This window comes from Brevibacterium luteolum, from assembly GCF_013004595.1.
In the GTDB taxonomy this organism is placed as follows: domain Bacteria; phylum Actinomycetota; class Actinomycetes; order Actinomycetales; family Brevibacteriaceae; genus Brevibacterium; species Brevibacterium luteolum.
The window spans coordinates 13,487-34,067 of the sequence record NZ_JABEMC010000010.1; the positions used below are offsets into that span (position 1 = coordinate 13,487).

Sequence of the window (20,581 nt, forward strand, 5' to 3'; positions counted from 1 at the left end):
CCCACCGGCACCCCGGACGGAAAGCCTCCCGGACTCCGGCATAGCCACCAGTGGCAGCTGATGCAGGGAAGGATCGGAACAATTTCCAGCAAAACCCTTGACTATTAGAACATATCACCGAATAATAGATTCATGAAGGTGGTGAAGCGAGCGTACAAATTCCGCTTCTACCCGAGCCCTGAGCAAGCGGAACTGCTCAATCGGACTTTCGGGTGCGTGCGCCTCGTCTTCAATCTGGCTCTACAAGCGCGGACAGCGGCATGGGAGTCGAACCGATGCAATCTGAGCTATGCGGATACTTCTGCGATGTTGACTCAATGGAAGCGGAGTAGCGAGTTTGCGTTCCTCAACGAGGTCTCTTCGGTGCCTCTCCAACAGTCGCTGCGTCATCTTGAATTCGGCTTCAAGCGATTCTGGAAGAGGCAAAGTGCCTATCCTCGTTTCAAGTCCAAGCGCAGGTCGAAAGCGAGTGCCGAGTTCACCGCCTCAGCATTCCGCTGGGATGGCAAGCAGCTTCGACTGGCGAAAATGGCTGAGCCTTTGGACATTGTGTGGTCTCGCTCGCTGCCAGCCAACGCCGTTCCGTCGACGGTGACAGTGTCGCGTGATCGAGCTGATCGTTGGTTCGTATCGATCCTGGTAGAGGAGACACTCGCAGAGCCACCAGCCGCTAAGAGCAATGCAGTCGGTATAGACCTAGGCTTAGAATCTCTAGCGGTACTGTCAACCGGAGAGAAGATTGACAATCCTCGCCATGAACGCAGGGATCGAACTCGCCTGATCCGGGCCCAGAGACGCCTAGCGCGCAAGCAGAAGGGGTCAGCCAACTTTTCCAAGGCAAGAGTGAAGGTCGCGCGCATCTATGCTGCGATTGCTGATCGCCGTCGAGACCATTTGCACAAGCTCACCACTCGACTCGTCCGCGAGAACCAAACGGTCGTGATCGAGAACCTGTCAATTCAACAGCTGAGGGCCAAGGGAGGGAGACGGAAGACGGGCTTGAACCGCGCAATGTCAGATGCGTCATGGGGAGCGTTGCGATCCATGCTGGAATACAAGTCTCGATGGCATGACAGGAATTTAATTGTCATCGATCCGTGGTTCCCATCGACGCAGTTGTGCTCCCAGTGCGGTGCAGTTACTGGTCCTAAGAGTCTTGATGTGAGGGCGTGGACGTGTGCCTGCGGCACACACCACGATCGCGACGTAAACGCCGCAACGAACATACTGGCTGCGGGGCTCGCAGTCACTGTCTGTGGAGATGGAAGAAGACTTGTTCGCGGTCACGCGTGAACGAGCATCCGCCTGTGAAGCAGAAAGATCCGGATAGCGATATCCGGAAGCCGGTCGTGACGACCGGCGGATGCCAAGTGGTATGACTGGATGGCCGATGCCTTCCTGATCAATCGTGGTGCTGAAATCGCGAAGCATAGTGGGTGCGTTCACCGCCGGTGACACAGTATGGAATGCTTGCGACTGCCGCTGGCGTACCCTGAATCTATGAACTCGACAGACAGCTCAGTCGCAGATTCCCGCGCCTTCGAGCCCGGTGCGGACTCTGCGCTCGTGCGTGGGCTGCGGGTGCTCACCCACGTTGCTGAAGGCGGGGAGGTCAGTGCCCAGGATGTCTCCGCAGAGCTCGGCCTGCCGCTGTCGACGACGTACCGCTACCTTAAGACACTCACCGACTTCGACCTCATCGAAAAGCAGCACGGCCGCTTCGTTCCCGGTTGGCGGCTCTCGGCCTGGTCCGGCCAGGACATCACCCGCACCCGGCTCATCGAAGTCGGCCACTCCTTCCTGCAGGGTCTGACGAATCGCACCGGCAAGGTCTCAGTGCTCACCGTGCGCGCCGGGCACAATGCCGTGTGTCTGCGTCAAGTCTCCCCGAGCGCCGATACTGGTATCTCGTTTCGCATCAACCAGGTGCTGCCGATCTACCGCGGTGCCGGTCAGCGCGTGTTGCTCGCCTACGCACCGCCGGCTGTCATCGAAGGCGCACTGCGCGCTGTCAGCGCTGATGCCGCCGCTGATCACGCAGCACTCGCCCGCCGTCAGCACCTCATTGCCGATCTCAAGGACATCCGCGCCCGCGGGGTCGCGGTCTCCCACGGCGAGCTCATCGACAACGCCATCGCCGTGGCCGCCCCCGTGCGCGTCGGCGGAGAGGTCATCTGCTCCCTAGCTGTAGCCGGGCAAGCCGACCGAGTGCCGGCGAACCTCGTGAAGTCACTGACGCCGGTTCTCACCTCCGCAGCTGCAGAACTCGGCGCCGAACTCTCCACCTGAACCGCACCTCGCCTGCCCCCCACCCTGCCGACTTCCCTCCCCAGCCCACCGAACGCACCACCTTCCCAGCCCATGAGATTGGCGCGGGCGCCACACCTCGGCGACGGCTACCGTGAGGGCAGACACACCCGGCAGCCTGCCGCCGACTGCCGCCGACCGCACTCACTCCCGGAGGTTCCGATGACGGCCCTCACCACGACCACGCTGGCCGATGACCCGTACTCACCTGAGGTGCTGCGCGACCCGTACCCGTTCCTCACCCGCCTGCGCGAAGCCGGGCCGGCAGCCTGGCTGGAGAAGCACCAGGTCCACGCCTTCGGCCGCGACGCCGAGGTGCGCGAGATCCTTGAGGACTGGGAGACCTACATCTCCGGAGCCGGGGTCGGGATTGTCAACATCCACCACAACCCGCCGCTGCGCAAGCCGGGCATCCTCGAAGTCGACCCGCCCATCCACACGCGCATGCGCGAGGCCATGACCGGGGTCATCAACCCCCGCAGGCTGCGCCCGCTGCGCAAGGGCTTCGCCACCTATGCCAAGACCGTGCTCGACGATGTGCTCTCCGGTGACTGCGCCTTCGACGCCGCCGAGGTGGCCGAACGGTTCGTGCTGCGCGTCTTCGGCGACGCGGTCGGGATCCCGCGCGAGGGCCGGGCGGAGAACCTACCGGCCCAGGGAGCGGCGAACTTCGCGACCTTCGGCCCACAGAATGACGTGGCCCGGGCCCATATCGAAGCCGCAGAGGGCACATATGACTGGGTGCTGGAGAACTGCGCTCGCGAGGTGCTCAACACCTCGGGAATGGGCGCCCAGATCTGGGAGTTCGCCGACGCCGGGACGATCGACGCTGATGAGGCCACGCTGCTGGTGCGCGCGATGCTCTCAGCCGGGCTCGACACGACGATCTTCGCAATCACCAACACCCTCAATGCCCTGGCCCAGCACCCTGACCAGTACGCCCGCGTGCACGCCGACCCAAGCCTGGCGAAGTACGCGATCGACGAGGCGTTCAGGTGGGACTCGCCTTTCCAGTCCTTCTACCGCACCACGAGCCGAAACACGACGATCGGCGGAGTCGACCTGCCGGCTGAAACGAAGGTTCTCGTCTTCCCCGGCTCGGCCAACCGCGATGAGTCGAAGTGGGGTCCTGATGCGCATGAGTTCCGTATCGACCGGGATGCCAGCGGGCACCTGACCTTCGGCATGGGCATCCACCAGTGCGTCGGCCAGCCGATCTCGCGGATGGAGATGGATGCGTTCTTCTCCGCCTTCTGCGCCCGGGTCGCACACCTCGAACCGACCGCCGAACCCGAGCCGCTCATCCACACCACACTGCGCTCCTATACCTCGGTGCCGCTGAAAGCGACACCTGCCTAAGCCGCCCGGCCACCGCGGCGCCAGGCCCTACGGCCACTGCGACCCCAGGCCCTCTGGGCACTGCGACCCCGGGCCCTCTGGGCACCGTCGCCGCCGCCGCCCGCACACTGCCGGCGCACCACGCCATCTGACCGTCCGATCTGCGAGGAGACCCGCACATGACCGCACGTCCGCACTCGAACCTGCACCACGCTACTGCTCCGCTGCCCGGCCAGCCGGCCTCGACCGAGGAGTTCGACGGCCCGGTGCTCACTCTCGGCGAATCCGATCTGAGCCTGGCCGAGATGGTCGACGTCGCCCGGCACCGCCGCCGTATCACCCTCGCCCCGGCCGCCCAGGAGGCCTGCCGGGAGTCACGCGCCTGGCTCGATGATGTCATCGACCGAATGAAGGCAGGCGAGGACGTCGAGGCGATCTACTCGGTCAACACCGGTTTCGGCTCACTGGCCGGCCGGCAGGCGTTCCCCAGTGCCAGCGATGCCGCGGAGCTCTCCCGCCGGCTCATCCTCGCTGATGCCGCCGGCATCGGCCGGCTCGTCGATGAAGAGGTCGTCCGGGCCACCATGCTCATCCGCATCCAGTCGCTCATCGCCGGTCATTCGGCGATCTCCTGGCCGCTGGTCGAGGGGCTCGTCGCGATGCTGAATCACGATGTGTGGCCGGCGGTGCCCGAATACGGTTCGCTCGGCGCTTCCGGAGATCTCATCCCGCTGGCCCACATCGCCCTCGTTCTCACCGGCCCGCCGACCGGTGAGGATAAGCCTGAGGATTCCGGTGAGGCGGTGCTTGACGGGAAGATCGTGCCCGGCACCGAGGCGATGGCCGCCGCGGGCATCGACCGGGTGCCGGTCGGCGCCAAGGACGGGCTCGCACTTCTCAACGGCACCTCGTTCTCCCTCGCCCAGACCGCGCTCGCCGCCTGGGATGCGACGACGCTGTTGGAGACAGCGCTGGTGACGGCGTCGATGACGATCGAGGCGCTGCTGGGCTTCGGTGATGCGTTCATCGACGAACTGCACACTGTACGCAGGCAGCCCGGCCAGATCGCCGTCGCCGCCCGGATGCGGGAGCTCATGGCCGACTCCCAGCTCATCACCGGCAGCCGGGCCGCCGACCCGGACCGGCAGCCGCCGCAGGATGCGTACTCGCTGCGCTGTGTGCCGCAGGTGTTCGGCCCGGTCGCTGACACGCTCGACTTCACCATCGGGATCATCGAACGCGAACTCAACGCCGCAACCGACAACCCGCTCGTCTTCCCGCAGCTGCCGCGCCCACTCAAGGCCGTCTCCGGCGGGAACTTCCACGCCGAATACGTCGCCTTCGCCGCCGATTTCCTCTCGATCGCGGTCACCGAGATCGGCAACATCACCGAACGGCGGATCTTCCGCCTCGACGACGGGACGCTGAACCGTGGCCTGCCCGACATGCTCGTCGACTCCGCGCAGGTCGGCATGGACTGCGGGTTCATGCTGCCGCAGTATCTGGCCGCGGCCCTCGTCTCCGACTGCAAGACCCTTGCACACCCGGATGCCGTCGATTCGATCCCGACGTCTGCGAACCAAGAGGACCACGTCTCGATGGCCAACAACGCCGGCCGTCACCTGCGCCAGATCGTGGCCAACATCGAAGCCGTCGTCGGCATCGAACTCCTCATGGCCGTCCAGGCCCTCGAACTGCGCGTAGCCGCCGGGCGTCCCGACGGCCGGTCCGTGACCCGCGAGGAGATCTCGTCTGCCGGCCGGCGCGTCATCGACATGCTGCGCTCGACGACCGACACGCAGGGCCGCCCGATCGCCCACCTGACCCAGGACGTCGTGCTCTACCCGCAGGTCCGCACCGCAACTGCTCTCGTCAAGGATGGGGCTGTCGTGCGCGCCGCGGATGCTCAGGTGGCGCGCTGAGTCCTGCGCTGAGCCCGGCACTCGCCCTCAGGCCGTCTCCTGGCTGCAGCAGCTCGGCTGGCCACAGCAGGCAGCGGATCCCTCGGCTGGCTGCAGCAGGCAGCGGACTCCGCGGCTGCCAGCCTGGTGACCGGATACGATGGACTGTCGCCTGCCGCGCTGCGCACACCAGTCGCACGGGGCGCGCCGGTGCACCAGAACCCACGGCTGAGAGAAGGAGCGCGCTGCTTGCAATGACCGCCCAGAGTGAGCCGTTTCGCACCAGCCGAGGCCTTGATGCGCTCGCGCTGGTCTGCCTCGTGCTCATCGCCGCGAGTCTGCGTCCAGCGGCCACCTCGCTGGGCCCGGTGCTGGCCGAGGTCACCGACGCCTTCGGCCTGACGGCCTGGCAGTCCGGGCTGCTCACTGCCTTCCCCGGCCTCGTCTTCGCCGCCTGCGGACTCATCGCCTTGCCGCTGCTGGAACGGGCAGGCCTGTTCGGGGCGCTGACGATCTCGTGTGCGTGCACGGCCACCGGTGTCATCGCCCGCGCCCTGTCGGACACCTGGCCGGGTTTCGCGACGCTGACGGTGCTCGCGCTCATCGGCATGGCGCTGGGCAACGTCGTCCTCCTCGTCTACGTCAAGGCCCGCTTCCCGGCCCGCGGCCAGCTCGCCGCGACCGTCTTCACCGTCTCGCTCGGCCTCGGCGCCACCCTGCCCTCGCTGCTGACCGCCCCGCTGACCGGGCAGGCTGGCACATGGCGGGTGGGTCTGGGCTTCTGGGCGGTCATCCCCGTCACTGCTCTGCTCGCCTGGCTCGTGCTGCGGGCTGCCGGCTCGGTGCCGCGCCTGGCTGGTCCTCCCGCTCCCGAGGCGGGCGGCACCCGCGTGCGCAAGCGCATCGTGGCCTCGCCGAAGGCCCGCTGGATGGCGCTGTTCTTCGGCTTCCAGTCCGTCAACGCCTATGTGCAGTTCGGGTGGCTGCCCCAGATCTACCGCGACGGCGGCCTCGATGCCGTCGCCGCCGGGATCATGATCGGCATCGTCGCCTTCTCCGGCATCCCCGGCGGGTTCCTCGCCCCGCAGCTCATCGTCCGCGACATCTACCCACGCGCTTTCATCATCAGCTTCGCCGCCGCCTCGACCGCCGGCTACACCGGCCTGCTCATCAGCCCCGCTGCCGCACCGGTGATGTGGGCAGTGCTGCTGGCCTACGGCGGCTTCGCCTTCCCTGCCGTGCTCGCGCTCATCACCCGGCGCACGACCGATGTCACCGTCACCGCCTCGACCTCGGCATTCGTCCAGTCCGGCGGTTACATCCTCGCGGCCGTCTGCCCGATGATCGTCGGTGCGCTGCTCGGTCTGACCGGCGGCTGGACGGCCCCGATCGTCTTCATGATCGGCATCAGCGTGCTCATGGGGCTGACCGGCGCACTGGCGGCAGCGCCGGGCAGCGTCGACGAGGAGCTCGTCTAGGCTCAGATGTCGAGGACGAGCCGGTCGGTCTGGGCACGTGAGACGCAGATCATCATCGTCTCCTGCGCCTCCTTCTCCTCACCGCTGAGCACATGATCGCGGTGATCGGCCCGCCCCTGCAGGATCGTCGTCTCACACGTCCCGCACGTGCCCTTCTGACATGAGCTCAGCGTCCGCACCCCGGCAGCACCCAGGGCTGCGAGGATCGACTGACCGCAGGCCACCTGCACTTCCGCGCCACTGGTCGTCTCGACGGTGAAGGCGGTATCCGCGCCCGAGGCGCCGGCCGCTTCGGCCTGACCGCTGCCGGTGGCCTCGACTGCCGGTGGGGCGTCGTCGTCGAAGTCCTCGAAGATCACCTCGATGCCCTCGGCCTCCATCCCGGCGGCGAGCGCGCGCATGAGCGGAACCGGCCCGCACGTGTAGACGACCGGACCGCACGCGGAGGCGACGGGACTGCCGCCGGTGCCCTCCGCCTCGGGCGCGGTGCTGCCGGACGGATGCGTGCTGGCGGTGGCGAACCAGTCGCGGGCCAAGGCAACGACATCGGGCCGACCGGTCTCGGCGGTGATGCGCACGTCGACGCACTCGGAGCCGTGGGAGTCGATGAGGTCGTCGGCGAAGGCCATGAGTTCGTTGCGGCGGCCGACGTAGATGAGGTGCCAGTCGAGGCCGGCGTCCTCGGCGTCGTGGATCATCGCGGAGATCGGGGTGATGCCGATCCCGCCGGCGACGAACAGCATCGGCGAGCGGCGCTGGTAGCCGAAGGTGTCGCGCGGGCCGCGGATGAGCAGGCTGGTGCAGTCGGCGAGGTGCTCGTGCAGCCAGTGGGAGCCGCCGCGGCCGGTCGGCTCGTTGAGGATCGCGACCCGCCAGCCGTCGCTGCCATCGGGTTTCGAGCACAGCGAGTAGTGGCGGATCGCCGGGCCGTCGGGCAGCGGGATCGCGACTTCGAGGTGCGCGCCGGGGGTGAACGCCGGGTCAGCGCCCAGCGGCGGGGCGAAGGTGATGGACAGGATGCCGCGGGCGACGGTCGTCAGTGATTCGATGCGGGCAGGTCTGAAGCCCTGCCGGATGAGCATGTCGATGTCCGGTCCGTCGAAGCTCGTGATCGACGGGCTGCCGGCGAGCGGCTGGGCCGGCTCGGTGCTGGTGTCTGCGAGTGCTCTCACGCCTGTCCCCTCCTGCCGGCCGGCGGTCGCGGCGGCATCTGTGATCTGCCTCTCGGTGCTGTACATTCTCAGCGATCCGCGCCCGCGGAGGCGACGCCGGTTCCCGAGCGCTGAGAAACTCCCACCCACCCGCATCCGAGCCCCGTTCCCTGGCGCCGATCGCGCTGTTACCGTGGCGGCATGACCACACCCGATGCCGCCCGCCCAGCTGTCACCGCGCTGCTGTCCACCGACCGTCCGCTCGTCGGCGCCCCGATGGCCGGCGGTGCCACCACACCCCGGTTGGCGGCGACGATCGCTGCCGCAGGCGGGTTCCCGTTCCTGGCCGGCGGCTACCTCACCGCCGAGGCCCTGACCGTCCAGATCGATGAGTTCCGGCAGCTGGCCGGTGATGTGTCCTTCGGCGTCAATCTCTTCGTGCCCGGGCAGGCTGTCGTTGATGAGACTGCGTTTGCCGCCTATGCCGACCGGCTCGCCCCGCTGGCCGATGCGCTCGACGCGCCGATCAGCGTCCGCCCGGTGATGGACGATGACCATTTCGAGGAGAAGCTCCAGGCGCTGCTGGCCGACCCGGTTCCGGTGGTCTCGCTGACGTTCGGGCTCCCCGCCCCCGAGGCGGTTGCGCGTCTGCATGCGGTCGGCACCTGCGTGCTCGCCACGGTGACGGACGCGCCTGAGGCCGAGGCGGCGGCCGGGATCGGCTGCGATGGTCTCGTCGTGCAGGGCAGCCGGGCTGGCGGGCATGCCGGCACACATGATCCGCTGCAGGCGGTGGCCGAGGTTGAGACCGCTGATCTGGTGCGCGAGGTGCGTGAGCGGGTGGATCTGCCGGTCATCGCCGCTGGTGGTGTCGACGGTCCCGAGGCGGTGGCCGCCCTGCTCGAGGCCGGTGCCCTGGCCGTGCAGGTCGGCACGCTGCTGCTGCGCACGCATGAGGCCGGCACCTCGGCGGTGCACCGGCAGGCACTCGCCGACCCAGACTTCACCCAGACCGCACTGACCCGGGCGTTCACCGGGCGGCTGGCTCGGGGTCTGCGCAACCGGTTCATCGACGACTACGCCGCTTCTGCTCCGCCTGCCTATCCGCAGGTCCATCACCTGACCAAGCCCATCCGCACCGCGGCGGCGAAGGCAGGCCAGCCCGATTGGGTGCACCTGTGGGCCGGGACGGGCTGGCAGTCGACGCGCGAGGAGCCGGCTGCTGAGACGCTCGCCCGGTTGACCCCGCCGCGCTGAGGGTCACCGTCCGGCGGCGTATCCCTGCATGCCGCGTGAGTTCGCGGCCGCCTGCATGATCCCGGTCTCCGGGTCGCAGGTGACGCAGGAGAGCCGACCGAGTGACCAGTCCCCTGCCCGGGAGACGTCGTGGCCGCGGGCGATGAGCCCGGCGATGACCTCATCGCCGAGCCGGTCCTCAACCACAACGCCGCCGGGAGTCCAGGTGCGCGGCCAGAACGAGCCCGGCAGCGCGGTCGTGTGGAACGCCGGTGCGTCAATCGCCTGCTGCGGGGTGTAGCCGCCGACGAGCATCCGCAGGATCGCCAGCAGCTGCCACTGATCCTGCTGATCCCCGCCCGGCGTGCCGATGGCGATCACCGGTGTGCCGCCACGGCTGATGAGCGTCGGGGTGAGCGTCGTACGCGGGCGCTTGCCGGCGGCCAGCCGGGAGGGGGAGTCCTCATCGAGCCACATCATCTGCAGACGGGTGCCGAGGCAGAAGCCGAGGGCTGGGATGAGCGGGGAGGACTGCAGCCAGCCACCGGACGGGGTGGCGGAGATGATGTTGCCCCACCGATCGATGACATCGAGATGACAGGTGTCGCCGCGCACCGCACGCGGGGTGGCGTTCGTCTGCATCGTCGGCTCACCGGCACCGGCTGCCGAACCGACAGAGGCTCCCGCATCGGCACCGACCGCCTGGGCCGGCAGCTCGAACTCATCACCGGTCACCAGCGGCGGCACGAAACCAGGCTCGCTTGCGTCGCGGAGCCCGGGCCGGAAGTCGAGGGAGGCCCACTCGCTGATGAGCTCGCGCCGGCTGGCCGCGTACTCCTCACTCAGCAGAGTCTCCAGATCGACCTCTCCGTGACCGTAGTGGGTATCGCGGTCGGCGAGCGCGAGCTTGAGAGCTTCGAGGATCGTGTGCGCGCCGCGCTCGGTCGACGGGTCGAGGTCCGCGTCTTCGAAGCCGTCGAGGATCCGCAGGGTCTGCAGCAGCACCGGGCCCTGCCCCCACGGGCCGGTCTTGGCGATCGTGTGGCCGCGGAACTCGATCGACACCGGCTCCTCGTACCCGGCTGAGAACCCGGCCGTGTCCTCGACGGTGAGCACCCCGGCGTGCATGGTGCCACTTGAGTGCATGTGCGGTTCGCGGATGAACGCGGCGGCTTCTTCGGCGACGAAGCCCTCGCGCCACTCCCGCCTGACCGCCTCGATCCGGGCGACCCGCACGTCGCGATCAGCCCCACCGTCCCCGGCAGCCCCGCTATCCCCAGCCGGCCCGGCCTCATCGCCAGCCGCCAGCAGCCGCCTGAGCGTGCCCGCATACCCGGGCATCCTCACAAGATCACCGGGCTCGGGCACCTGACCGCCGGGCAGCCATTGCGCGGCTGAACTGGGCCAGTGCGCCCGGAACGTCTCAGCTGCCGCAGCGACCGCAGCACAGGTGCCGGCGTGGATCGGGTGGCCGTTCTCGGCGTAGCCGATCGCGTATGCGAGGACATCGGCGATGTCCCAGCTGCCGTGATCGCGCAGCAGCACCAGCCACGCATCGACCGCACCCGGTACGGCCGCAGCCAGCGCTCCGGCACCAGGGACCATGTCGAGGCCCTCGGCACGGAAGTGCTCGATCGTCGCCCCGGCCGGGGCTGGGCCCTGACCCATGAGCACCTGCGGCACCGGCGCCTCGGCGGTGGCGAACAGGCCGGTCATATCCCCGCCGGGGCCGTTGAGGTGGGGTTCGACGACGTGGAGGACGAACCCGGCCGCGACCGCTGCGTCGAAGGCGTTGCCGCCGCGTTCGAGGACCGCCTGCGCGGTCTGGGTGGCCAGCCAGTGGGTTGAGGCGCTCATGCCGAAGGTGCCCTGCAGCGTGGGGCGGGTGGTGGGATCCGGCGGTGGGGTGAACGTCACGGCAGCTCCTTCGCATCGGCTGCCTTCAGCCTACCGGTCACGCAGCCGCACCGCGCCCGAGGCGCTGGCCACCTGAAGAGACGGCGAGCGGACCGCCCCTTCTGTGCTATGTTCGTGGATACGAACTTCATTCTTCGCTATCACTAACTGCAGGAGGTTGCGGTGTCTCGCCTCGTGTACTTCTCCTCGGTGTCGAACAACACCGCCCGCTTCGCCGAGCGCCTCGATGAGGCCGGTGTGCGGATCCCGCTGCGCCCGCGTATCGAACCGATGATCAGCATCGACGAGCCGTATGTGCTCATGCTGCCGACCTACGGCGGCGGGGCCGTGCGCACCGCAGTGCCCAAGCAGGTGCTCGCCTTCCTCTCACACGACCGGGCGCACCGGGAGCTCGTACGCGGGATCATCTCGGCTGGCAACACGAACTTCGGCACCGCCTACTGCCTTGCCGGCCGGGTGCTGTCTGCAAAGCTCGCCGTCCCGGAGCTGTACCGCTTCGAACTGCTCGGCACCCCCGAGGACACCCGCAAGGTCAACGCCGGGCTCGCCCGGTTCTGGACGACCGGGCAGGCCGAGGAGATCGCGCTCACCCGTGAAGCCCATATCGCCGCCCGCACACGCCAGCGCACCCTGGCCGGCTGAACCACCCTGTTGAGAAGGAGCATCCCCGCATGACACCGAACACCCAGACCACCGCAGCCACCAGCACGCAGGCGCGCACCGCCTCGGGCACGGAGGCTGTGTCCCCGCCCGGCTACCGGAAGGATCCGGCCGCCCGGCTGCGGCCGATCAACTGGAATCGGGTGACCGATGAGAAGGACCTGGAGGTGTGGCAGCGGCTGACGGCGAATTTCTGGCTGCCGGAGAAGGTGCCGCTGTCGAACGATCTGCCGGCCTGGCATCAGCTGACCGAGACCGAGCAGACGCTGACGATGCGCGTGTTCACCGGCCTGACGATGCTCGATACGCTCCAGGCGACCGTCGGGGAGATCGTGCAGATCGCTGATGCGCGCACCGAGCATGAGGAGGCGGTGTACACGAACATCGCGTTCATGCAGTCGGTGCATGCGCGGTCGTATTCGTCGGTGTTCTCAACCCTGACCTCGACTCCGGAGATCGATGCCGCCTACCGGTGGGCGATCGGCAACGATGTGCTGCAGGCCAGGTGCAAGGCGGTGCTCGTGCACTACTACGGGGAGGATCCGCTCAAGCGCAAGGTCGCCTCGACGCTGCTGTCCTCGCTGCTGCTCTACGCCGGGTTCTATCTGCCGCTGTGGTTCTCGTGCCGGGCGAAGCTGACGAACACCGCGGACATGATCCGGCTGATCCTGCGGGACAAGGCCGTGCACGGCTACTACTCCGGGTACAAGTACCAGCGCGGGCGCGAGGCTGCTTCGCCTCAGCGGCGTGAGGAGATGGATGCGTTCACCTTCGCGCTGCTCGATGAGCTCTACGCATTGGAGCTGACGTACTCCGGTGAGCTCTACGAGCCGCTGGGGCTGATGGACGATGTGGCCCGGTTCGTGCGCTACAACGCGAACAAGGCCCTCATGAACCTCGGCTACCAGCCGAAGTTCTCGCCTGCGGAGACAACGGTGAATCCCGAGGTGCTCGCCGCGCTGTCACCGGAGGCCAGTGAGAACCACGACTTCTTCTCCGGCTCCGGGTCGTCCTACATCATCGGTGAGACCGCCGAGACACTCGATGAGGACTGGGATTTCTGACGACCGGCCGGGGCCGGATGGTCGGAACTCCGCCACCTGGTCCCAGCCATCTGCTGGTTCAGTGCTTCTCGACAGCTTTCCAGCCGAGCAGCGCGCCGCCGATGAGCCCCAGCACGCCGAGCGCGATCATCGTGTACTGAACAGGTGAACCGGCGAAGGGGGAATTGAAGCTCGTGCCGACCGTCCACCCGAGCACCAGGAGGAGACCGACGACGACGAGCACAGCACCGATGATCATTCTGCGCCGGTGGATGCGGACGTGCTTCTCAGCCATGAGGCAGTACCCGTTTCTGTCGAGGATCCGGCGGCACCGGAAGCGTGTCCGGCTCAGCGTACGGCACGTGCCTGGCAATTCACCCGGGAATACCCGCCACGCCTGCGTCGTTGCCCAGTGCAGGAGAACCGCCGGCCGCATCCCGTCCAGCGGCCGGAGAACAGGAGCCCCCGTGACCAGCCCCTCCGCTGACAGCCACAGCAATCCGCTCGCCGCCCTGCAGCGCCGTGCCCGCAACGGCCTCGTCATCCAGGGTGTGCTCGCCCTGCTCATCGGGGTCATCATGGTCGTCTGGCCGGGCGCGAGCCTGCAGGTCTTCGCCTGGCTGATGGCCGCTTGGCTCATCGTCAACGGCATCCTGGGACTCGGTGCCTGGCTGCGCGGACGCACCACCGGCGGCCGCGGCGGCGGGGCGCTGGCCTTTGCCGGCATCCTCTCCCTCGTCCTCGGCATCATCGTGCTGCTGCTGCCGGAGACCGCCGTGTTCGCGATCGTGCTGTTCATCGCCTTCTGGGCGCTGGTGCTCGGCCTCATGCAGGTCTTCGGCGCGTTTGCCTTCCGCCGCATGGGCGCGCGCAGCTGGTGGATCATGCTCATCAGCGGCATCGCCGGTGTGGCGATCGGCTTGCTGCTCGTCATCAATCCCGCGGCCGGCGCGGTCTCGCTGCTGTGGCTCATCGCCGCGTTCCTCATGCTCGCCGGCGTCATCGCGATCGTGCTCGGCCTCCGCATCGGCCGTGCCACCCTGCCGAGTGCCCCGGCCGGCTTCGGCCGCACCGGATTCGGACCGGCCGGCCACGGCGGCCCCGTCGTGGAGTCCGAGACCGTCGACAATCCCGACGAGGACGACCCGGGCCAGCCGCCCCAGCTGCGGTGACGACCGCCTCGGGACCGGACACCACAGCGCCGCCGCAGGATCGCTCCTGCGGCGGCGCTGTCGTCTGCAGGTATCAGTCCCGGCCGGGATCCGTGCCCGAGGCGGTGGTTCCGGCCGCACTGGCCCCCGGTCCCGAGGTGCCGGTGACCCCGGTGCCGGTGCCGTTGCGTCCGTTGCGGGCTTCGTAGGCGGCATCATCAGCGGCATCGTGGTCGCGCACGATCTGCTCAGCCGACTCGTCGGTGCCCTTGCGCGACTGGTGCATGAACCGGTCGGAGCGCTCGGGGTCCGGCTTCGTCATGAGCGAGACCGCGACGTAGAAGATGAGGCTGAGGCCGAGTCCGATGAAGATGCGGGTCGGGCCGTCGTTGGGCCAGAAGTACGGCAGCGGCAGGCCCAGTTCGACGAGGAAGCCGTAGATCGTGAAGCCGGAGCCTGCGATGATGCCGGCGACTGCGCCCTTCTGGTTCGCACGACGCCAGAACAGACCGAGGATCATCGGGAAGAACATGCCGGCGGCCAGGATCTCGCTGGCCAGGCCGAGCAGGATGAGCGCTTCGGGCAGCCGGATGGCGATGAGGAACCCGAGGACCGAGGCGATGAGCGTGCCGATCATGCCCACGCGCACCTTCTGCTTGTCAGAGACCCGATTGCGTTTGATCTTCGTGTACAGCTCGGTCATGTACAGCGAGGACAGGTTGAGCGTCGTGCAGATCGTCGACATGATCGCTGCGGCGATGCCGATGAAGACGAGCACACCGAAGATCGGCCAGAACCGCTCACCGGCCAGGGTGGCGACGACGCCGTTCTCCGGGACGGTGGGGAACACGCCGATCGAGGCGATGCCGGCGGCGACGACGAGGAAGTACAGCGGAATGAAGTACGACAGCGCGTAGCTGGCGGTCTTGCGGGCGTCACGCGGGGTGCGGCCGGCCTGCATGCGCTGCCAGGCTGCGCCCTCGATGAGGAAGGCGAGCGCGAAGCTGACGACGAAGGCGATGTTCGGGGTGAAGCCGGCGAACAGGTTGAAGTAGTCATCGGGCCGTTCGGTCGTCGCCCGCTCCATGACCGGTTCGAAGCCGCCGGAGAGGATGAGTGCACCGACGAGTGTGATGAGCAGGCCGAGCAGCAGCAGACCGAACTGGATCGTCTCGGTCAGCACGACGGCGCGGAAGCCGCCGATGGTGGCGTAGAAGATTGCGACGACGATGCCGATGAGCACGGCGAGGACGAAGTTGATCCCGAAGAACGCGGCGAAGAACTTGCCCAGCGCCACCATCTGGGAGGCGCCCCAGACGACCATGTAGATGCCCATGACGAGTGAGAGCAGCGTGCCGGTCAGGCGCCCGTAGCGCATGTTCATGACGCCGTCTTGGCTCAGCACGCCGATGCGGCGGATGATCGGGCCGATGAAGATGAGGGCGACGACTGCGATGACCGTCGGTCCGCCGAGCACCCACCAGGAGCCCATGCCCTGCTCGTTGGCGGCATCGATCGAGATGAGGGCGGAGTTGCCGCCGTACCAGGAGGCGGCGAAGGCCATAGCGAGCATCCAGGCGGGCATGGTCCGCCCGCCGAGGAAGTAGTCCGTGCCGGAGTCGGCGCGCCGGCGGTAGAACGACAAGGCGATGAGCACGCCGAAGTAGGCGAGCAGTGCGAGGACGAACCAGAGCGGATTCATCGGGTGTTCCTTTCTTTTCCCGGGCTGGCTACACTGCCAGGGCCCTGGAGATGATGGTGCGCTGGATCTCCGAGGAGCCCTCGTAGATCCGGTAGATGCGCACGTCGCGCGCATAGCGCTCGAGTGGGAAGTCGCGGGTGTAGCCGTAGCCGCCGTGGATCTGCAGCGCCTCATCGGTGATGAAGCCGGCTGCCTCACTGGCGACGAGCTTGGCGGTGGCCGATTCGAGGGTGAAGTCGGCACCGGAATCGCGCACCGCTGCGGCCTCCATCGTCAGCAGCCAGGCGGCACGGTGCTTGGCATGCATGTCGGCGAGTTTGAAGGCGATGCCCTGCAGCCGGTTGATCGGCTTGCCGCCGATCTTGCGCTCCTTGGCCCAGGCGATCGCAGCATCCAGCGCCGCTCGGCTGATGCCCAAGCTCATGGCGGCGACTTCGATGCGGCCTCGGTCGAGCACCCGCATCGCGGTGGCGAATCCCTGTCCCTCCTCACCGAGGAGGGCGTCGGCGGGCAGTTCGGCGTCGATGACGAACTCGTAGATCGGGCTGCCGCGCAGGCCCATCGTCTTCTCCGGCGGGTTGAAGCTGATGGCCTCGCCGAGCTCGCCGGGGCGGACGAGGAAGGCGGAGATGCCGCGGTGGGCGGCTTCGGGGTCGGTGATGGCGAAGACGACGATGAAGTCGGCGAAGCCGGCGTTGGTGATGAAGTGCTTGGTGCCCTTGAGCCGCCAGCCGGTCTCGGTGCGTTCGGCACGGGTCGACATCTCCGCCGGGTTCGATCCGGCGCCCGGTTCGGTCAGTCCGAAGGCGCCGATGAGCTCACCCTCGGCTGCCGCGGGCAGAATGTCCTGGCGCTGGGCGTCGGTGCCGCCGAGCAGCACGGCGTCGGTGGCCAGATAGTGGGCGGTGATGATCGAGGCGGTCGATCCGCAGCCTTCGGCCACGGCGGCGACCATGTGGCTCATCGCCACCGACCCCACCCCGGGTCCGCCGTATTCGGCGGGCAGGTTGAGTCCGAGCACCCCGACCTCGCCGAGGGTGGCGATGACGTCGTCGGAGACGCGTTCGTTCGCATCCGCCTCGGCGGCCTGCGGGGCGAGCACGTCGCGCGAGACTGCGCGTACGGCGTCGATGAGCTCCTGTTCGTCAGCGGTGGGTTCGAGGTTCATCCTCACTCCTCGTCAGTCGGGTGCGCAGCGGTCAGGGCGTCGTTGTGCTCGCCGAGCTGCGGGACCGGCAGGTCGCTTGCGGCTCTCGTTCCGTCGACGAGCAGCGGGTGGGCGATGAAGCCGTGCCCGAGGCGGGGGTCGCGGGCGTGCAGATCGCGTTCGGCTCCCAGGTCGCTGGTGAGAGCGTCTGCCAGGTTCCACACCGGGGAGGCCGGCACGCCGGCAGCATCGAGCAGTGCGCACATGTCTGCGACAGTGCGCGAGGCGGAGACCCCTTCGATCTCGTTGCGCAGAGCCTCATCATTGGCGCTGCGGTCGGCGTCGGTGGCGAAGCGGGGGTCGGCGGCGAGTTCGGGCTTGCCGAGTGCCTCGGCGAGCACGGCGAAGAGCCGGTCATTGGCCACCGCGATGACGAACAGGCCGTCGCTGGCTTCATAGGTGTCGAAGGGCGCCGACACCGGGTGCCGGTTGCCCACCCGCGTGGGGGCGGTGTTCGTGGCGGCGTACATGGCGGAGTTCGTCGGCTGCATGGCGAGCATGACGTCGAACATCGGGATGTCGATGTGGGCTGGCGCGCCGGTGCGCTCACGGCGCACAAGGGCTGCGGAGATGCCGAAGGCGGCGAAGACGCCGGCGGAGACATCGGCGATCGATTCGCCGACGCGGGTCGGCGGCCCGTCGGCGAAGCCGGTGGTGGCCATGAGTCCGGAGAGCGCTTGGATCACGGTGTCGTAGGCCGGACGCTTCGTCTGGCTACCCGTCTGGCCGAACCCGGAGATCGAAGCGTAGACGATATCGGGTTTGATCGCTGCGACGTCGTCGTAGGACAGGCCGAGCTTGGCGGCGACGCCGGGCCGGAAGTTCTCAACGACGACGTCACAGGTTGTGATGAAGGCGCGCAGCCGCTCAAGGCTTTCGGGGTCTTTGAGGTCGGCTTCGATGCTGTGCTTGCCGTGATTGAGGCCGGAGAAATAGGTGCTCTGCGCGTCGATGAACGGTCCGAGATGCCGGGAGTCATCACCACGGCCGGGCATTTCGATCTTGAACACCTCAGCACCGTGGTCGGCGAGCATGCGGGTGCAGTACGGGCCTGCCAGCACGCGGGAGAAGTCGGCGATCCGAATGCCGTCGAGAAGCGGAGGTGATGCAGTCATAGGCATATGCTGGCCGCTGCATACAAAGTCTGGGAAGACATGCCCACGGTGAATAGTCCAGCATGTCGGACAGGCAGTGGGCGGCACCACATCAAGCCTTACCGACCGTGCCGACAAGACCCGTGAGCTGCGACAGGCCGCCCGGCCATGACAGTCCACCCGCCGGAAGCAGGCTGCCCGCCGCGAACAGGCCAGCCGACGGGAACAGCGAGATGCCGCCGCAGACAGAGATGCACCAGGGAAACACATACCGGAGTAGTGAAATGTACGGGCTTCCCTGGTGCGGCAACCTCACTCCACAACCCACTCTAGCACCTTAGGTAAGGCTTACCTATAGGTCCACAAGAAAAAGGCTGTGACGTCAGTCACCGTATGATTTAAGTTTCAATTATATAGTGGTAGAGTGAGCATATGTCCGAGAACCCCACCCCCCGCGATCACCGCGGCACCCAGTCTGATGAGAATCCCGAGCACTCGACTGCCGGCGTCTATGTCTCCGAGGGCAAGGCGTTCACCCGGGATATGAACTACATCGACGACCGCATCGTCGCCGACCCGCAGACAGCTGAGAAGTCCCACCCCGATCAGCAGCTGTGGCCCGTTGAAGCCGGCCGCTACCGGCTCGCGGCCGCCCGGGCCTGCCCGTGGGCCAACCGCACGCTTATCGTCCGGCGACTGCTCGGCCTCGAGGACGCGCTCTCGCTCGCCTTGGCAGGACCCACCCATGACGAGCGATCGTGGACCTTCGACCTTGACCCTGGCGGAGTGGACCCGGTGCTCGGCATCGAGCGCCTTCAGCAGGCCTACTTCGCCCGCTGCCCCGACTACCCGCGCGGCATCACGGTGCCGGCGATCGTCGAAATCGAAAGCGGCCAGGTCGTGACCAATGACTTCAACCAGATGACCCTCGACTTCTCGACCGAGTGGACCGCCCACCACCGCGAGGGCGCCCCCGACCTGTACCCGGAGGCGCAGCGGCAGGAGATGGACGAGCTCATGCAGTGGGTGTTCACCGAGGTCAACAACGGCGTCTACCGGTGCGGGTTCGCAGGATCCCAGGAGGCCTATGACGAGGCCTTCGAGAGGTTGTTCTCCGCACTCGACACGCTTGAAGCCCGCCTGCAGGACCAGCGGTTCCTCATGGGCGCAGCCATCACCGAGGCCGATGTCCGCCTGTTCACCACGCTCGCCCGTTTCGACGTCGTGTACTACTCGCACTTCAAGTGCAACCGCCAGCAGCTGCGCGACTTCCCGAACCTGTGGGCCTACGCCCGCGACCTGTTCCAGATGCCCGGCTTCGGCGACACGGTCGACTTCCAGCAGATCAAGGACCACTACTACATCGTCCAGACGTCGGTGAACCCGACCGGCATCGTCCCGCTCGGCCCCGATACCTCCGGCTGGCACACCGCCCACGGCCGCGAATCGCTCAGCGACCGTCCGTGGGGTGAGGGCACCGCCCCCGAACCGATCAGCTGAGGCAGTCGCTCGGCTGAGGCGAGCCCTGAGCTGCGGCAGTCCCTGAGCTGAGCCGCTCAGCCGAACGTCGGCTTGCGGCGCTCCTGGAAGGCGGCGAATCCCTCGCGATAGTCATCGCTGGTGCGGGCGCGCTCCTGCAAGAACGCCTCGGTGTCCCACACCTGGCCCAGGCGGGTGCGCTCATCGGCGAGGTTCTGGGTGAAGTGCTTCTCCATCCGGAACGTCTCGGCAGGACCTGTGGCCATCTTCGCGGCCTTGGCGCGGGCGAAGTCGAGCAGCTCACCGGCGGGGACCGCACGTGAGACGACCCCGGTGGCCGCCGCCTCGGTGCCGGTCATGAAGTCGCCGGTGAGGATCAAGTCCATGGTGCGGTGGTAGCCGAGCCGGTCGAGGAACACGGCGTGGGCGCCGGAGTCGAGGATCGCGCCGATCGCGGCGAACGGCGAGCCGAACTTCGCATCCTCAGCCGCGTAGATGACATCGGCAGCTGCAGCCAGCCCGTAGCCCAGACCCAGGGCTGCGCCCTGCACGACGGCGATGACGGGGATCTCGAGCGAGCGGATGGTGTCGAAGACCGGCCAGAAGTCGCTGTTGAGGAACTCGTAGGCGTCATCGGTCTCGACGTCGACGCCTGCGATGTCACGGCCGGAGCAGAACACCGTGCCCTCTCCGCGCAGGATGAGCGCACGCACGGCCCCTTCGTCGATGAGCGGCAGCAGCGCCTCGACGTGGTCGAGCAGCGCACCGAGGGCATCGGCATCAAGCGCGTTGCGCGAGGCGGCGCCGTCGAGCACGATCTCAGCGACCGGCCCGATGGCTTCGGCCGGCGCGCTCGTCGTGTCCTCGGGGTTGGAGTGGGTTGAGGTGATGGTCGTCATCGGGTTCCTTTCAGCCCT

17 protein-coding genes are annotated in these 20,581 nt (G+C 67.6%); 10 read left to right on the forward strand and 7 right to left on the reverse strand.

Annotated elements, in window-relative coordinates; all coding sequences use genetic code 11:
* Window positions 1-132: 132 nt before the first annotated feature.
* The 5 genes from HLA91_RS12130 (at window position 133) to HLA91_RS12150 (ending at window position 7,024) form a co-directional block, all read left to right on the forward strand.
* Window positions 133-1,293 (forward strand): RNA-guided endonuclease InsQ/TnpB family protein, encoded by a 1,161-nt coding sequence (locus HLA91_RS12130; protein ID WP_170274894.1) that lies wholly within the window; start codon window positions 133-135, stop codon window positions 1,291-1,293.
* A gap of 207 nt (window positions 1,294-1,500) precedes the next feature.
* Window positions 1,501-2,289, forward strand: a complete 789-nt coding sequence (locus HLA91_RS12135; protein WP_170274895.1) for an IclR family transcriptional regulator — start codon at window positions 1,501-1,503, stop codon at window positions 2,287-2,289.
* 180 nt (window positions 2,290-2,469) lie between these two features.
* The gene (locus HLA91_RS12140; RefSeq protein WP_170274896.1) at window positions 2,470-3,666 is read left to right on the forward strand and encodes a cytochrome P450; all 1,197 of its coding nucleotides are present in this window, start codon (window positions 2,470-2,472) and stop codon (window positions 3,664-3,666) included.
* Between the two features lie 158 nt (window positions 3,667-3,824).
* Window positions 3,825-5,567: an HAL/PAL/TAL family ammonia-lyase gene (locus tag HLA91_RS12145; protein ID WP_170274897.1), complete on the forward strand. Its 1,743-nt coding sequence runs from the start codon at window positions 3,825-3,827 to the stop codon at window positions 5,565-5,567.
* A gap of 233 nt (window positions 5,568-5,800) precedes the next feature.
* Window positions 5,801-7,024 (forward strand): MFS transporter, encoded by a 1,224-nt coding sequence (locus tag HLA91_RS12150; RefSeq protein WP_170274898.1) that lies wholly within the window; start codon window positions 5,801-5,803, stop codon window positions 7,022-7,024.
* Window positions 7,025-7,026: 2 nt separating this feature from the next.
* On the opposite strand, the gene HLA91_RS14235 is transcribed toward HLA91_RS12150, so the two are convergent.
* On the reverse strand, window positions 7,027-8,196 hold the full coding sequence (locus tag HLA91_RS14235; protein ID WP_170274899.1) for a 2Fe-2S iron-sulfur cluster-binding protein: 1,170 nt from the start codon (window positions 8,194-8,196) through the stop codon (window positions 7,027-7,029).
* 180 nt (window positions 8,197-8,376) lie between these two features.
* On the opposite strand from HLA91_RS14235, the gene HLA91_RS12160 reads away from it, so the two are divergent.
* The gene (locus HLA91_RS12160; RefSeq protein ID WP_170274900.1) at window positions 8,377-9,432 is read left to right on the forward strand and encodes an NAD(P)H-dependent flavin oxidoreductase; all 1,056 of its coding nucleotides are present in this window, start codon (window positions 8,377-8,379) and stop codon (window positions 9,430-9,432) included.
* Between the two features lie 3 nt (window positions 9,433-9,435).
* Here HLA91_RS12160 and HLA91_RS12165 read toward each other — a convergent pair whose 3' ends face one another.
* The gene (locus tag HLA91_RS12165; protein WP_338076785.1) at window positions 9,436-11,328 is read right to left on the reverse strand and encodes a gamma-glutamyltransferase family protein; all 1,893 of its coding nucleotides are present in this window, start codon (window positions 11,326-11,328) and stop codon (window positions 9,436-9,438) included.
* Window positions 11,329-11,490: 162 nt separating this feature from the next.
* Here HLA91_RS12165 and nrdI point away from each other — a divergent pair, with 162 nt between their 5' ends.
* Complete coding sequence (gene nrdI, locus HLA91_RS12170; protein ID WP_102162214.1) at window positions 11,491-11,970, forward strand: class Ib ribonucleoside-diphosphate reductase assembly flavoprotein NrdI; 480 nt, start codon at window positions 11,491-11,493, stop codon at window positions 11,968-11,970.
* 29 nt (window positions 11,971-11,999) lie between these two features.
* Window positions 12,000-13,052, forward strand: a complete 1,053-nt coding sequence (gene nrdF, locus HLA91_RS12175; protein WP_170274901.1) for a class 1b ribonucleoside-diphosphate reductase subunit beta — start codon at window positions 12,000-12,002, stop codon at window positions 13,050-13,052.
* A 58-nt stretch (window positions 13,053-13,110) separates the two neighbouring features.
* Here the strand turns inward: nrdF and HLA91_RS12180 are convergent, their stop codons facing one another.
* Window positions 13,111-13,326 carry a hypothetical protein gene (locus HLA91_RS12180; RefSeq protein ID WP_170274902.1) on the reverse strand — a complete coding sequence of 72 codons (216 nt, stop codon included), beginning with the start codon at window positions 13,324-13,326 and terminating at the stop codon, window positions 13,111-13,113.
* A 172-nt stretch (window positions 13,327-13,498) separates the two neighbouring features.
* On the opposite strand from HLA91_RS12180, the gene HLA91_RS12185 reads away from it, so the two are divergent.
* Window positions 13,499-14,203 (forward strand): HdeD family acid-resistance protein, encoded by a 705-nt coding sequence (locus HLA91_RS12185; RefSeq protein ID WP_170274903.1) that lies wholly within the window; start codon window positions 13,499-13,501, stop codon window positions 14,201-14,203.
* A 73-nt stretch (window positions 14,204-14,276) separates the two neighbouring features.
* Here HLA91_RS12185 and HLA91_RS12190 read toward each other — a convergent pair whose 3' ends face one another.
* From HLA91_RS12190 to HLA91_RS12200, 3 genes are read right to left on the reverse strand one after another with little or no spacing between them, the layout of a single operon-like run.
* On the reverse strand, window positions 14,277-15,884 hold the full coding sequence (locus HLA91_RS12190) for a sodium:solute symporter family protein (RefSeq protein ID WP_170274904.1): 1,608 nt from the start codon (window positions 15,882-15,884) through the stop codon (window positions 14,277-14,279).
* 28 nt (window positions 15,885-15,912) lie between these two features.
* Window positions 15,913-17,052 (reverse strand): acyl-CoA dehydrogenase family protein, encoded by a 1,140-nt coding sequence (locus HLA91_RS12195; protein ID WP_102162209.1) that lies wholly within the window; start codon window positions 17,050-17,052, stop codon window positions 15,913-15,915.
* Window positions 17,053-17,054: 2 nt separating this feature from the next.
* Window positions 17,055-18,206, reverse strand: a complete 1,152-nt coding sequence (locus HLA91_RS12200; RefSeq protein ID WP_170274905.1) for a CaiB/BaiF CoA transferase family protein — start codon at window positions 18,204-18,206, stop codon at window positions 17,055-17,057.
* Window positions 18,207-18,617: 411 nt separating this feature from the next.
* Between HLA91_RS12200 and HLA91_RS12205 the strand changes: the two genes are divergently transcribed.
* Complete coding sequence (locus HLA91_RS12205; RefSeq protein WP_170274906.1) at window positions 18,618-19,685, forward strand: glutathione S-transferase family protein; 1,068 nt, start codon at window positions 18,618-18,620, stop codon at window positions 19,683-19,685.
* Window positions 19,686-19,741: 56 nt separating this feature from the next.
* Here HLA91_RS12205 and HLA91_RS12210 read toward each other — a convergent pair whose 3' ends face one another.
* Window positions 19,742-20,563, reverse strand: a complete 822-nt coding sequence (locus tag HLA91_RS12210) for an enoyl-CoA hydratase/isomerase family protein (protein WP_170274907.1) — start codon at window positions 20,561-20,563, stop codon at window positions 19,742-19,744.
* Window positions 20,564-20,581 lie beyond the last annotated feature (18 nt).